At 67.1% G+C, this 13207-nt stretch carries 12 protein-coding genes; 7 read left to right on the top strand and 5 right to left on the bottom strand.

Annotated elements, in window-relative coordinates; all coding sequences use genetic code 11:
* Positions 1–14: 14 nt before the first annotated feature.
* From NG1_RS30115 to NG1_RS30135, 5 genes are all read right to left on the bottom strand, one after another.
* Complete coding sequence (locus NG1_RS30115; RefSeq protein WP_062976466.1) at positions 15–1850, bottom strand: molybdopterin-dependent oxidoreductase; 1836 nt, start codon at positions 1848–1850, stop codon at positions 15–17.
* Positions 1851–2079: 229 nt separating this feature from the next.
* A complete protein-coding gene (locus tag NG1_RS30120) occupies positions 2080–3873 on the bottom strand; it encodes an AMP-dependent synthetase/ligase (RefSeq protein ID WP_062976468.1) in 1794 nt (597 codons plus the stop codon).
* A 119-nt stretch (positions 3874–3992) separates the two neighbouring features.
* On the bottom strand, positions 3993–4910 hold the full coding sequence (locus tag NG1_RS30125; RefSeq protein ID WP_062976470.1) for an alpha/beta hydrolase: 918 nt from the start codon (positions 4908–4910) through the stop codon (positions 3993–3995).
* Positions 4911–4932: 22 nt separating this feature from the next.
* On the bottom strand, positions 4933–5763 hold the full coding sequence (locus NG1_RS30130) for an SDR family NAD(P)-dependent oxidoreductase (protein WP_062976472.1): 831 nt from the start codon (positions 5761–5763) through the stop codon (positions 4933–4935).
* Positions 5760–7289 carry a flavin-containing monooxygenase gene (locus NG1_RS30135; protein WP_062976473.1) on the bottom strand — a complete coding sequence of 510 codons (1530 nt, stop codon included), beginning with the start codon at positions 7287–7289 and terminating at the stop codon, positions 5760–5762. The genes NG1_RS30130 and NG1_RS30135 overlap by 4 nt, the downstream gene beginning before the upstream one ends.
* 70 nt (positions 7290–7359) lie before the next feature.
* Between NG1_RS30135 and NG1_RS30140 the strand changes: the two genes are divergently transcribed.
* From NG1_RS30140 to NG1_RS30175, 7 genes are all read left to right on the top strand, one after another.
* Positions 7360–7992: a TetR/AcrR family transcriptional regulator gene (locus NG1_RS30140; protein ID WP_040869442.1), complete on the top strand. Its 633-nt coding sequence runs from the start codon at positions 7360–7362 to the stop codon at positions 7990–7992.
* 283 nt (positions 7993–8275) lie between these two features.
* The gene (locus tag NG1_RS30150; RefSeq protein WP_218019015.1) at positions 8276–8512 is read left to right on the top strand and encodes a hypothetical protein; all 237 of its coding nucleotides are present in this window, start codon (positions 8276–8278) and stop codon (positions 8510–8512) included.
* A 166-nt stretch (positions 8513–8678) separates the two neighbouring features.
* Entirely contained in the window at positions 8679–10691 is a 2013-nt protein-coding gene (locus NG1_RS30155) for a nuclease-related domain-containing protein (protein ID WP_062976477.1), read from the top strand.
* Between the two features lie 258 nt (positions 10692–10949).
* Positions 10950–11201 carry a hypothetical protein gene (locus tag NG1_RS30160; RefSeq protein ID WP_157114322.1) on the top strand — a complete coding sequence of 84 codons (252 nt, stop codon included), beginning with the start codon at positions 10950–10952 and terminating at the stop codon, positions 11199–11201.
* A 120-nt stretch (positions 11202–11321) separates the two neighbouring features.
* Positions 11322–12227, top strand: a complete 906-nt coding sequence (locus NG1_RS30165) for an aromatic prenyltransferase (RefSeq protein ID WP_063910478.1) — start codon at positions 11322–11324, stop codon at positions 12225–12227.
* A gap of 345 nt (positions 12228–12572) precedes the next feature.
* Entirely contained in the window at positions 12573–12911 is a 339-nt protein-coding gene (locus NG1_RS30170; RefSeq protein ID WP_062976482.1) for a WXG100 family type VII secretion target, read from the top strand.
* The gene (locus NG1_RS30175; protein ID WP_062976484.1) at positions 12908–13207 is read left to right on the top strand and encodes a WXG100 family type VII secretion target; all 300 of its coding nucleotides are present in this window, start codon (positions 12908–12910) and stop codon (positions 13205–13207) included. The genes NG1_RS30170 and NG1_RS30175 overlap by 4 nt, the downstream gene beginning before the upstream one ends.

The raw sequence follows: 13207 nt of genomic DNA on the forward strand, positions 1-13207 counted from the left end.
GACCGCTGTCGGTTTCAGGCCACCTGGACGGTGACGGAGGGGTAGCCGGTGGCGCCGTCGGGGATCACGTCGCGGCGGTCGGCGGTTTGGATTTCGCCGGAACCGTCGGTGGCGCGGGCGCGGACGGTGTGCGGGCCGGAGGTGGCGTCCCAGTCGAAGACCCACTGGCGCCAGGTGTCGATGGACTGTTCTTCGGAAAGGCGGGCCTGCTGCCAGGGGCCGTTGTCGATCTGGACTTCCACCGCGCGGATACCGCGGTGCTGGGCCCACGCGACACCGGCGATGGGGATGCGGCCGGACTGGAGGCGGCCGCGGGCGCGGGGGGTGTCGATGCGGGTGCCGGTCTTGATCGGGCCGAGTGCCGACCAGCCGCGGCGCGTCCAATACGCGGTCGCGCGGTCGAAGCGGGTGACTTCCAGTTCCGTCACCCACTTGGTGGCCGAGACGTAGCCGTAGAGCCCGGGCACGACCAACCGGGCGGGATAACCGTGCTGCACCGGAAGGGGTTCGCCGTTCATGCCGATCGCGAGCAGGGCGTCGCGTCCGTCGGTGAGCACCGCCAGCGGAGTGCCCGCGGTCCAGCCGTCGGCGCTGCGCGAGAGCACCATGTCCGCGTCGGGGTGCGGGCCCGCCTCGGCCAGCAGCCGATCCACGCGGTAGCCGAGCCAGCGCGCGTTGCCGATCAGGTCGCCGCCGACCGGATTCGACACACAGGCCAGCGTGACCAGGTGTTCCTCCACCGGACGATTCGCCAGATCCGCCCAGTCCAGCCGGATCTCGCGCTCGACCATGCCGTGGATACGCAGCGACCAGCCATCCTTGGACACCTGCGGCACGATCAGCGCGGTGTCGATCCGGTAGAAGTCGTCGTTCGGGGTCAGATAGGGCGTGAGCCCGGGTACGCGGAGATCGACGCCCGGCGCGACCGGCTCGGCGGGGGCGGAGGGCTCCGGCAGCTGCACCGCGGCGCGCTCGCCGGATACGTCGCTGCGGCGGGCACCGAGCACGCGGCCGCCGACCCCGGTGACCACGGCTGATCCGCCTACCACCAACAGTCCCCGCAAGACTTGCCTGCGTTCCGCGGCCCGGGACCGGTTGGTGTCGGCCACCGGCGAGGACGACCCGGTGGCGCTCGATGCCCCCGCTGTCGGTGCGGCTTCGTCGGCCGGTGCGGTCGCGTTTGCCACTCCAGCCGGACTTGCTTCGTGCTGTTGTGCGTCAAGAGCTTTCGCGCCCGGAGGCGAACCGGTGCCCGCGCCCGCCTGGACTGCGGCGTCGGACGTCTCGTCGACATCCGACGCGGGTCCGGAGCTCCCTCGATTTCCGCCGCCCGGGGTGGACGCCGACCCACCGGTCTCGGTCGGCACCTCGGAATCACCGGTCGGCAGCGTCGCGCCGATTCGGTTATCGCCAGTGGACTTCTCGATGGCCGCATCGATACGACGGGTCAGTGCGCGCAGCGCGTAGATACCCGCGGCAACGCCGACGACCGTCGGCAACGCGGCGGACAGACCGGTACGCGTCACCGCCACCCATGCCGTGACCACCCCGAACACTACGAACAACCACGATCCGGCGGCTCGGCCGGTCCGTTCGATCGCACCGGCCAGCCCGGCGACCAGCACGGTGATCACGCCCATGATCAGGTACAGCGCGGCCTTGTCGTTGGTGCCGAAGGTGGTGATGGCCCATTCCCGCAACCCGTCGGGCGTGTGGTCGACGACTGCCGATCCGAGGACGTGCAGCGGTGCGCTGCCGGGATCGAGAACAGCCGCGAGGAGTTCGGCCACGCCCAGCGTCAGGCCCGCCGAGACCATCCCGGCCGGCACGCGCAGTCGCAGATCGGCCATGGCATCGAGACTACTGCCGGTGGGCCACCGCAACCGCTGACCCGGTCGGCCACCGTCGTCGACGCTCGATCGCCGACGAACTCCGCTCCGGCGATTTCGCTCACGGTGCATTCGGTCGCGGTCGCGGCGCGCGCTGCGGTGGGTGGCCGGGCGCTGTTCGTCGTGGACGAGCCGGGATACGCGAAAGGCGCTGTCCGCGAACAGCGGACAGCGCCTCGCAGCGATCAGCTCAGTTGTAGATGCTCGCCACGTCGTCGGCGTGCTGCTTCATCACGACCGCGCGCTTGAGCGACATCTTCGGGGTGAGCTCGCCGGTCTCCTGGGTCCAGTCGATGGTCAGCAGACGGATCTTCTTGATCTGCTCGGCGTGCGAGACCTTCTTGTTGGTCTCGGCCACCGCCGCGTCCACCTCGGCGATCAGATCCGGGTTCTCGATCAGCTTCTCGATCGGGGTGTCGGCGGGCAGGCTGTTGCGTTCCTTCCAGCCGGGCAGCGACTCCGGATCCAGCGTGATCAGCGCGCCGATGAACGGCTGACCGTCGCCGACCACCATCACCTGGCTGATCAGCGGGTGCGCCCGCAGCGAGTCCTCCAGCAGCGCGGGGGAGACGTTCTTGCCACCGGCGGTGACGATGATCTCCTTCTTGCGGCCGGTGATGGTGATGAAGCCGTCGCCGTCGATGGCGCCGAGGTCACCGGTCTTGAACCAGCCGTCCTCGAAGGCGTCCTCGGTGGCCTCCGCGTTCCCCCAGTAGCCGCTGAACACGACCGAGCCGCGCAGCAGCAGTTCGCCGTCCTCGGCGATCTTGGCGGCGTGACCCTCGATCGGACGGCCGACCGACCCGACCCGGATCCGCTCCGGGGTGTTCACGGCGATGGCCGCGGTGGTCTCGGTGAGACCGTAGCCCTCGTAGATGGTGACGCCGACGCCGCGGAAGAAGTGACCCAGCCGCGCGCCGAGCGGACCGCCGCCGGAGACGGCCGCCTCGCACTGACCGCCGAGGGCGGCGCGCAGCTTGCTGTAGACCAGCTTGTCGAACAGCGCGTGCTTCAGCTTCAGCGCGATGCCCGGTCCGCCGTTGTCGAGCGCTTCGCTCCACGCGATCGCGGTATCGGCGGCGGCGTCGAAGATCTTGCCCTTGCCGCCGTCGTGCGCCTTCTGCTTGGCGCTGTTGAACACCTTCTCGAACACTCGCGGCACCGAGAGGATGAAGTGCGGCTGGTAGCTGCCGAACTGCTCGACCAGGGTGGACCAGTCGGCGGTGTGCGCGACGATCACCTTCGCGTCGAACGCGGCCAGCGCGACGGCGCGGGCGAATACGTGCGCCAGCGGCAGGAACATGAGGGTCTTCTTGCCCTCGGTGACGTACTTGCTCAGCGCGATCCGGTCGGACTTGGACTCCGCGTACAGGTTCGCGTGGCTCAGCATGACGCCCTTGGGACGGCCCGTGGTGCCCGAGGTGTAGATCAGGGTGGCGGGCGACTGCGCGCCGACCTGGGCGCGACGCTCGTGCACGGCCTGGTCGTCCAGCTCGGCGCCGCGGGTGGTCAGCTCGTCCAGCGCGCCCTTGTCGATCTGCAGGGTCTCCCGCAGATCCGGCAGCGACCCGGATTCGATCTCGTCGATCACCTTGCGGTGCTTGTCGCTGTCCAGGATCAGCAGCTTGGTGGCCGAATCCTGCAGGATCCACTTGGCCTGCTCGGCGGCGGAACTGTCGTAGATCGCGACGGTGCAGCCGCCCGCGGCCCAGATGGCGAAATCGAGGACGGCCCACTCGTAGCGAGTGGGGGCCATGATGGCGACGCGATCGCCGAGTTCGAGCCCCGAAGCGATCAGGCCTTTCGCCACCCCGGTGACGGTTTTCGCGAACTCCGCGGCGGTGACATCCCGCCAGCCGCCACTGCCGTTCGGCACGTTGAACAGCACCGTGTTCGGTGACTGCTCGGCGTGGCGGAAGACGTTGTCGGAATTGTTCGCGTCATCCGGAATGGTGTAGGAAGCCGGGACTTCGAACTCTCGCATCAGTGCCCTTCCACGTGGGTTTACTCGCCAGTAATCTACGACACCTGCGCTTGGGCCGTGAGGTCGACCACCGCCAATCGCCTCCGTACATCACCACAGGCTGGGGAACCGCTCGGGTTTCATCCTAGTTCGCGCAGGTCCGCCGGTTGAATGGCTTCGCGCAGGAACTCCGCGAGTTCGCGCAGAGCGGCCGCCGCGGGTCCGGCCAGCGCGGCTTGCAGTTGAGCGACGTGCCACAAGCCCTTGCTCTCGGTGAAGCGGACGTGTACACCCGCCTCGCGCAGGGCGGCGACCAGCGCGACGCACTGGCGGTGCAGCAGTTCGCTGACGTCCACCTGCACGTAGGTGGGCGGCAGGCCGCGCAGTTCACCGGTCAGCGGGGCGTAGGCCGGGTCGGCCCCGTCGCCGTCGCCCAGGTAGGCGGCCGCGCAGGCTCGTGACCAGGGCTTGTTGATCACCAGATCGCGTTCCCGCTCCGGGATCTCGTTGGGGTCGGCCCAGGGGGCGATCAAACCGAGCGCGGCCGGGGTCTGTCCGTGCCGGGCGATCAGGCGCTGCGCGAGCGCGAGCGACAGTCCGCCGCCCGCGGAATCGCCGGAGACGGCGATCTGATCCGGCCGCAGGCCCGAACTGGCCACGAGCTCCAGGAACGCCGCTTCGGCGTCCTCCAGTGCGGCGGGGAAGGGATGCTCCGGCGCCAGCCGGTAGTCCAGCACGTAGACCGCGCACCCGGTGTCCCGCGCCAGCCGGGCCGCCAGCGAGCGGTGCGTCGCGGGCGAGCCGACGGCGTATCCGCCTCCGTGCAGATAGAGAACCGCGCCGTGCTCGGAGGTGTCCGCGAAGCCGATCCGCTCGGCGGGCCTGCCGCCGAGGCGCAGGGGCTGCACGACGGAGCCCGCGGGCAACAGCTGCGCCCGTGAACTCAGGTCGAGCAGCCTGCGCTGCATCGCGAACGGCAACCGCTTGTGCAGCGTCACCCGGAAGATCGGATTCAGTATCGCCCGCGCCAGGGGCAGCGGAAGGTCGATGTCGCGCATTCGTCGTTCCTCGGATCCCGGCTCAGGGCAGGAATCGGCGCTCGACGTTGGCCGCGATCCGCTGGTAGCCCGACGCGGTCACCCGCACGAACAGATCCAGCAGCTTGGCCTCCCAGCCGATCAGCACACGGCCGTGGCCCTTGCGCACTCCCTCGGTGATGGTCTGCGCCGCCATCTCAGGGGTGTGGATGGCCAGCTTCTTGTCGAACATCGAGGCGGCCGACTTGCTGTCGATGCCCTCGGTGTAGGTGGCGTTGCGCGCGACCGCGGTCTTGATGCCGCCGGGATGCACGCAGGTGACCTTGACCGGGTGCCGGGCCACCAGCATCTCCTGGCGCAGCGACTCGGTGAAACCGCGCACCGCGAACTTCGCCGCGTTGTAGGCGCTCTGGCCGGGGATCGCGATGAGGCCGAAGAGGCTGGACACGTTGACGATGTGGCCGTCGCCGGACTCGATCACCATCGGCAGGAACGCCTTGGTGCCGTTGACGACGCCCCAGAAGTCGACGTCCATCACGCGCTCGAAGTCCTTGTACTCCGAGCGGATGATCTCGCCGTGGTGGGCGATGCCCGCGTTGTTGTAGACCTGGTGCACGGTGCCGAAGTGCGCTTTCACCGCGTCGGCGTAGAGGATCACCGCTTCGCGTTCGACCACGTTCAGCCGGTCGGACTTGACCTGCGCGCCGAGCTGCTCGCAGCGGCGCGTGGTCTCGGCGAGGCCGTCGACGTCGATATCCGACAGCGCCAGCTTGGCGCCGCGCCGGGCCAGATTCACCGCCAGCGCACGGCCGATCCCGGAGCCCGCTCCGGTGATCACACAGACCTTGTTCTTGAAGTAAGCGTCACTGCTCACGATGCCACTGCTTTCACATCGGTTCGGGAAAGGGAGATGTCGTACGCCGACACGTCGAATGTTCTGGTCAGGCGACGGAATTCGAAGGTGAAGTCCGGCCACAACGTGGTGTTGTTGCCGTGCTTGTCCAGGTACCAGCTCGAGCACCCGCCGGTCAGCCAGACACTGCCCGCCAGCTTCGCCTGCAGGTCCTTGTTGTAGGCATCCTGCACGTCGCGGCGCACTTCCACGGTACGCAGGCCGAGGCGGTCGATGGTAGCCAGCGCGTCGGCGACGTAGTTGATCTGCGATTCGATCATGTACACCATCGAGGTGTGCCCGAGGCCGACGTTCGGGCCGAGCAGGAAGAACATATTGGGGAAGTTGGCGATCGTGGAGCCCTTGTAGCCCTGCTGGCCGATCTCGTCGAACACCTCCGACAGCGTGCGCCCGTCGCGGCCGAAGATCGTCTCGTAGGTCGGCGAGTCGGTGACGTGGAAGCCGGTCGCCACGATCAGCGCGTCGATCTCGCGCTCGGTGCCGTCCTCGGTGACGATCGAGTTCGCGCGTACCTCGGCGATGCCGTCGGTGACCACGTCGACGTTGGGGCGTGCCAGCGCGGGGTAGTAGTCGTTGGAGATCAGCATGCGCTTGCAGCCGATCCGGAAGTTCGGCGTGACCTTGGCGCGCAACTGCGGATCACGAATCTCGTAGCGCAGTTTCGCCTTCGCGATCGCCTCGAACAGCTGCATCAGGGCCGGAACCTTGGCCAGGCCGACCACCTGGGTCTCGCGCGCGGCGTAGATAGCCGCGCGGGATAGTCGCTGCAGGCCCGGCACGCGCTTGAAGGCGAGTCGCTCGGCCTTCGTGTACGGGCGGTCCAGGCGCGGCAGCAGCCAGGGCGCGGTGCGCTGGTAGACGTCCAGGTGGCCGACCTTCGCAGCGATGGCGGGCACGATCTGGATGGCCGAGGCGCCGGTGCCGATGATGGCGACCCGCTTACCGGTGAGATCGGCGTCGTGATTCCAGCGGGCGGAGTGGAAGATCTCGCCTTCGAAGTCGTTGATGCCCTTGATGTCCGGCAGCGCGGGCTCGCACAGCGCGCCGACCGCCGAGACCACCGTGTCGGCGGTGAAGCTGCCTTTGCTCGACTCGATCTCCCACAGCGCGGTCTCGGTGTTCCAGCGTGCGCTGGTCACGTCGCAGTCGAAGACGTGCTTGTCGCGCACGTCGTAGCGCTTCGACACGTCCTGGATGTACTGCTGGATCTCGCCCTGCTTGGAGAACGACCGCGACCAGTCCGGATTCAGCGCGAACGAGTACGAGTACAGGTGCGAAGGAACGTCGCAGGCCGCGCCGGGGTAGGTGTTGTCGCGCCAGGTGCCGCCGACATCGCTGCCGCGTTCGAGCACGAGGAAGTCGTTGCGACCCTGCTGGGTCAGCCGGATGGCCAGACCCAGACCCGCGAACCCGCTGCCGATGATGATCGTCCTGGCGTGGCGCGTGGATCGGCCGGCGACAGCTTTGTCTGTAACCTTGCGACTCATGTAATGCAGCCTACGGTGCTATTGAGCACGAGTCAACAGTGTATTGACTCCCGTTCAGTAGGATGAACCGGTGACCAGAACTCAGTCGGACGCCCCCAAGCGCACGCGGCTCAGTCCCGACGAGCGCCGCGAGCAGCTGATCACCCTGGGCGCCAAGATGCTCGGCGAGCGCTCCATCGACGACATCTCCGTCAGCGAGATCGCCGCCCAGGCCGGCATCTCCCGAGGCCTGCTGTTCCACTACTTCCCGACCAAGCAGGATTTCCAGTTGGCGATCGTGCGACACGCCAACGCCGAACTGATCGAGCGCGTGATCCCGGACCGCTCGCTCGGTCTGTTCGAGATGCTGCGCGATTCCATCGAGCGCTACATCGAGTACGTCACCGAGAACCGCACGTCCTACCTCGCGCTGTTGCGTGGGCCGACCAGCGTCAGCCCCGAGCTGGCCCCGCTGGTCGATCAGACCCGCGACGCCATCATCGGCATCATCCTGGCCGAGACGCCGGTTCCGGTCGCCGAGTCCGACCATCCCCGGCTCATGCTCGCCATGCGCGGGTGGATCGCGTTCGTGGAGGAATCCACGCTCACGTGGTTGCGCTCCGAACCCATCTCCCGCGAACAGCTCGTCGACCTGCTGGTCGAATCGCTGATCGCCATAGCGTTCTCGGTGGATCCGGCTCTGGCTTCGGCGCTGCGAGGGTGAGGTCTTGCTCGCGTCTGCCGGACCTCGGCCAATTCGGTCTATGGCCGCTGCCGCGCCGGTGGTGTGACGATCAGTCGTCCGCCGCGTTGTAGCGGACCAAGTACCCGGCGAGTTCGGCGAGGTCCTCGTCGTCCCAGTCGCGGAACCGTTCGGCGAACGCCTCCCGGCGGCGCTGTTCGGCCTCCCGTGCGATCCGCTGCCCGGCGGGGTGGCGCGCAGGATGTGGTTGCGGCGGTTGGCGGGATCGACCTCCCGGGTGAGATGCCTGGTCACATCGCTGGCGGTGAGCGTTATCGGCCTCGGTGTCGCCGGGCCGGTATTCCATGTGGTCGACCACGACTACGCCGCCGCCGTCTGGGCGATGTCATGGCTCTATTCAGCAGGGATTCTCGCGGTGGGCATCGGGTTGCACACCTTCTTACGGCGCTGGACCACGCTGACGATGATGGTGCTTATCGTGATGCTCAATTTCACGACATCGGGCGGCGTGTACAGTCCGTGGCGAACGTGCGCCGCCTGAGTTGATCAGCGGACGGCCCACGAGTGTGGTGCTGCCCACACGCCGCACTCCGCATGCCCTTGTGCTGCCAATACCGTGCTGTTCCAGTGCCTTTCGATTTTGTGTCGGAAAACCCGGCGCATACCGTTGGGTGGTCGATGGTGTGGGACGGCGATGGAGGCCGCCGATGTTGGTCATCAATGAACGAACGACGGCGCCGCGATCCGAACAGCGCGTGCTCGACTGGATGCGGAGTTGGACCGGCCAGTACGTCATTGTGGGACTCGCGATCTCGGGGTGTTACCTACCCGACCGCGAGCGCAGAGACGAAACGCAAGAAGCCGATCTGGTGGTGATCACCCCCAGGGCCGCGGTCGTCGTCGAGGTCAAGGGCACCGTCCCGGAGGCGACGAGCGGTGTCCTGTCGGTGCAGGCCAACGGCCGCTGGCGGCTGTCCGGCTACGCGGGCGACCCGGTCCACGTGCGCGACCACGACAGCAGCCCGTTCGACCAGGTGACGAACAACGTCTCCAACTTGGAGGCGCTGGTGCGCAAGCACAACGCGGAAGCCTTCGTCGACGGCCTGATCGTCGTGGTGCCGCCCCAGGATTCGAACCTCACGCTGAACATCGAGTCACGCAGGCGCGGTTGCGCGGTGGTGTTCGGGGCCGGGCAGGCCGACCTGCGCGCGTGGTTCCACCGCACCGCGAGCCGCAAGCTCATCTGGACCGCCGAACGCACGCACGCCCTGCTCACCGACTTGAACCTGGGCGATCAGATCACCGTCGACGACTTGGCAGCGGACGGCTTCCCGCCGGAGCGGAAGTTGCGGGCAGGGACGCTGGCTGCGTTGGCGAGTGTCACGCGGAAGACTCCTGAACTCGAGGACAGGACGCCTACGGATGGGTCCGACGCCGACGAGTCGGCGGGTTCGGACGCACCACCGGTGGATACCGTGCCCGAGCCGCCGGACGCCGATCCGGATGCGACGCGGCTCACCGCATCGACGCGAGTCGTCGAGGGCCGTGACGTCACAGACGATGGGGACCATCAGCTGTCGGAAGCAGATCAGTCGACTGCATCGCTGTCTACGCCCAAGCAGACCGACGCCCGTGAACCCGATTTCGGAGAGCCCGAGGGTTCGGAGTCCGAGCACGGGAGGCGGTCCGATACCGAAAGCGCACCGCAGGGTGACAGGTCGTCGACGGCTCGGCAGCCGCTCGGGCACACGGCTGTTCCGGACAGCAGCCAGGACGTACAGGCGTCCGAGTCACATCCCCCGCAGGCGCCCGTCGCCGCGGCGGTGCAGATGCAACCTACCGAGGAAGATCCGTTCGCGCCGGAATTCCTCGCGCCGGAGCCTCCATCGATGCCGGAGCCGTTGGATACGACAGCTCATTCGTACGCTCGCGACGAAGAGCGCCAGTCGGCCTTCTCTCTCGCGGACGCGCGGCCGTTCGCACCTGGCGTGCCAGAAGATCACCAACCGGAGCCGCCGCGCTTCGAAGGGCGACTCGCGGCGAGGCCCGCGGGGGCAGAAGCGGCGAGGCCCGCACGGGAAGAAGTCGCCGAGCCGTATTCCTATGCGACGGAACGCTTCGCCGCCGGACACGTGGCGTCGATACGCCCCGCCGCAGCTGAGTCCTCCGCGCCGGAACGAACTGAACCAGAACCCCCGCCCGCCGAAGAGGATGTCGATCCGGCTGCGCAGTCAGCCCCCGCACCGTCGTCGTTCACGGACAGTTGGTCGTCGTGGATCGAGCCCGACGCCGACCGGCCGCCGCGCCCGCGCCCGCCGCAGGCACCTCAGCCGAGCCGGCCCACAGCATGGTCCACACCCACCCCCGAACCGCAGCCACTGCGCCGCCCCGCGCCGACCGCTGTGCTCGAGCGTCCACGGATTACGGTTCGCGACCAGATAACCGCGCTGTCCGCGCGCATCCCCGGCCGCACCTCCGAGAAATCGAAGCCACGCAGCCACCGCTCACAACAGATCGCCGCGGTGGCGCTGATCGTGCTGGTCATCGGCACGATTTGGATACTGGCCGCCGCCTGCTCGCCGCCCACCGGCGGCGCTGTGCAACCGACCCAAGCTCCTGTGCTCACCACCGAGACGGTTCCCCCACCGCCGCCCGTCACGGAAACCCCGGCCCGCATGAACCTGCTGCCTTTGTGCACTCCGCGCACGCCGAAGTGCTGACGACGCAGGCGGGCATGCGGGGCCCATCCGGGTCGGCCACCAGACCACGGCCCCGCACGGCGTTGTCGCTGTCGGCCGCGACCTTCGCCACCGGATCGAGTGTCTCCGGTAGCAGTTGGTCCTTTTACCGAACCGTCGGTTTCGACTCATCGGATCGAGAACGAGATCCGCTGTCAGCATGACACTCGCGCCGCCGAGCTCGCCGCGGCGGCGCAGCCGGGCCGGGCGGCGGAACAGCTTCGGCGGGCGGTCCGCTTGTTGCCCGAAGTCGCGCCGCTCGCGGCCTGGTCCGTTCTCTACCTTGCTTTGACCGTCTGGTGGTGGCCCGCCGCACCTCTCGCCGTCGTCATCGCCGAGACCGCTCATCACCGAATCCGTGCTACCACCGATACCTACGCCACACTGCTGGAAAACGCCGCACGCCTGCACACCACCACCGACCACGCCGGTCCCCTCGGCCCGCATCTGGGTCATGCCCTCACCCGCTACCTCCGTTCGTCAACCGCGTGACACTGGAAGGATGCGGTGCCGGCATTCCCACACATGGCACCCGGCTCTGAGTTGCATTCTGGTTGAATGGAATTGGCGGAACCGTGATGTTGCTCGTAGCACCGATCTCTGGAAGGACGCGTGTTCACCACTACCGAATCCGAGCTGGACGATCTCTACGCGGCCATCGAGGAATCCGCGCGGCTATGGAACGTGCCCTGCACTCGAGAAGCTGTCCGGCCCACTCTGACCGCGTACGGCGCGATGCTCACGCGTTCCGTGATCTCCCTCCGAGTGGTCACCGACGCCCGCCGCTCGGGAGACCTCGACTACCGCTTCTTGACGCTGCCGAGCGACATCGACCCTTACGACATCGCCCTTTCCAACAAACTCATTCCCGAGACCGATCATCCGGTCGGCGCTCTGCTGGACCAGGTCCGGGAACGGTGCCCGATCCACAGCTACGGGATCGACATCGGTGTAGTCGGCGGCTTCAAGAAAATCTGGCCGTTCTTTCCCGCCGATGGCATGCAGAAGGTATCGGAGCTCGCCGAACTACCGTCCATGCCGCCCAGTCTCGCCGACCATGCCCGCATGTTCGCACGTCACGGCTTGGCGGACAAAGTCGGCTTGCTCGGTATCGATTACCACGACAAGACGATGAACGTGTACTTCCCCGGACTGTCGGCCGACTACTTCGAACCCCGCGCCATCGTGTCGCTGCACCGGGATGCCGGACTTCCGGACCCGAGCGATGACTTTCTCTCACTCGCCGGGAAAGCATTCGATATCTACGCCACCATCAGCTGGGAATCGCCCCGGATCGAGCGCCTTTGTTTTCCGGTGATAACACCGGACCCGACAACGCTCCCGGTTCGGGTCGAACCGCGCTTCGAGCAACTCGTCGACAAAGTCCCGGTCCGTACGACTGACCGTCGATTCACCTATGCCGCAACCGCGTCGCCCGATGGGGAGTCCTACAAGTTCAGTTGGTTTTACCAATGGCAGCCCAGGATATTGGACAGAATGAAGACGTCCGATTCATAGGACTGTCGATAGGGCGTTCCGTCGTCTTCGGATGACTTGTCCGTGGAGCGTCACCTTGTCCGCGTCGCAAGCTGATTGGCTCCATATCCCGAGTAGCGACTATTCGCGCTGCTCGAGCCAGCGAGTGCGATGGCGATATCAATGGTGGCCGCCGCGTCAGCTGTTGATAGTTGCCGGGGGCGTGCCCAGAGCGTGGGCTGAACCGATTCACCTGGCAGCGGCCTGGTGCCAGGTCGCTCTGCGCTTCGACGCTGTCGAGGAAGGCGGAGTTGAGCGCCACAACCGACCAAGATCTCCTACCTCGCTCTACCGGTACCCAAGCGCGTATCGGTTAGGATTCGCGTCATGAGTGATGGGGGGACACCAGCCTCTGGCCAGAACCTCGCCGTGGTGCCCGAGAAGGTGCGCGAGGTCGGCAAGTACGTCTACGAGTTGGCGGAGGCGCTGCACGCGGCGTTGGACTCCACCGCGACGGACGTCGCTTCGCTGACCGATGGCGGCTGGACCGGGGACGCGGCCAACGAATTCTCCGAGGGCTGGACCGAGGTCCGCGATGGCGGCGCCAGAATCATGACCGCCCTGATTGGTATGGCGGAAAAGCTCGGCGTCACCGCGGAAACCTATCAAGCACGCGATGAAAGCAACGCTGCGTCTCTGAGCACTTCGAGTTTGGATCTGCCATGAACTCTCGGTTTTCGGTCGACCTGGACCATCTCGATGAGATCGTGGTTCGTCTGTCGGGTCTGGCCGGGTTCATCGGCGAGCATCTCGATGAGATCGATCACCGGGTCGAGACCCTGGCCGGTACTGGGTGGGAGGGGGTTGCGGCCCAGGCGTACGCCGATGCCCACACTCAATGGATCGCCGGGGCACGGGAGTTCGTCGAAGGTGTGAAGGATGTCAGCGACGCGGCGAAGGCGGCCCATGCGCGCTACACCACCGCCCACGACACGAACTACAAGATGTTCTCCCAGGGATAA

Source organism: Nocardia gamkensis NBRC 108242, assembly GCF_001612985.1.
In the GTDB taxonomy this organism is placed as follows: domain Bacteria; phylum Actinomycetota; class Actinomycetes; order Mycobacteriales; family Mycobacteriaceae; genus Nocardia; species Nocardia gamkensis.

Coding starts and splice junctions, on each gene's coding strand:
- NG1_RS30135 (WP_062976473.1), bottom strand. CDS start 7,289: ATGAGTCGCAAGGTTACAGACAAAGCTGTCGCCGGCCGATCCACGCGC.
- NG1_RS30175 (WP_062976484.1), top strand. CDS start 12,908: ATGAACTCTCGGTTTTCGGTCGACCTGGACCATCTCGATGAGATCGTG.
- NG1_RS30120 (WP_062976468.1), bottom strand. CDS start 3,873: ATGCGAGAGTTCGAAGTCCCGGCTTCCTACACCATTCCGGATGACGCG.
- NG1_RS30115 (WP_062976466.1), bottom strand. CDS start 1,850: ATGGCCGATCTGCGACTGCGCGTGCCGGCCGGGATGGTCTCGGCGGGC.
- NG1_RS30170 (WP_062976482.1), top strand. CDS start 12,573: ATGAGTGATGGGGGGACACCAGCCTCTGGCCAGAACCTCGCCGTGGTG.
- NG1_RS30125 (WP_062976470.1), bottom strand. CDS start 4,910: ATGCGCGACATCGACCTTCCGCTGCCCCTGGCGCGGGCGATACTGAAT.
- NG1_RS30155 (WP_062976477.1), top strand. CDS start 8,679: ATGTTGGTCATCAATGAACGAACGACGGCGCCGCGATCCGAACAGCGC.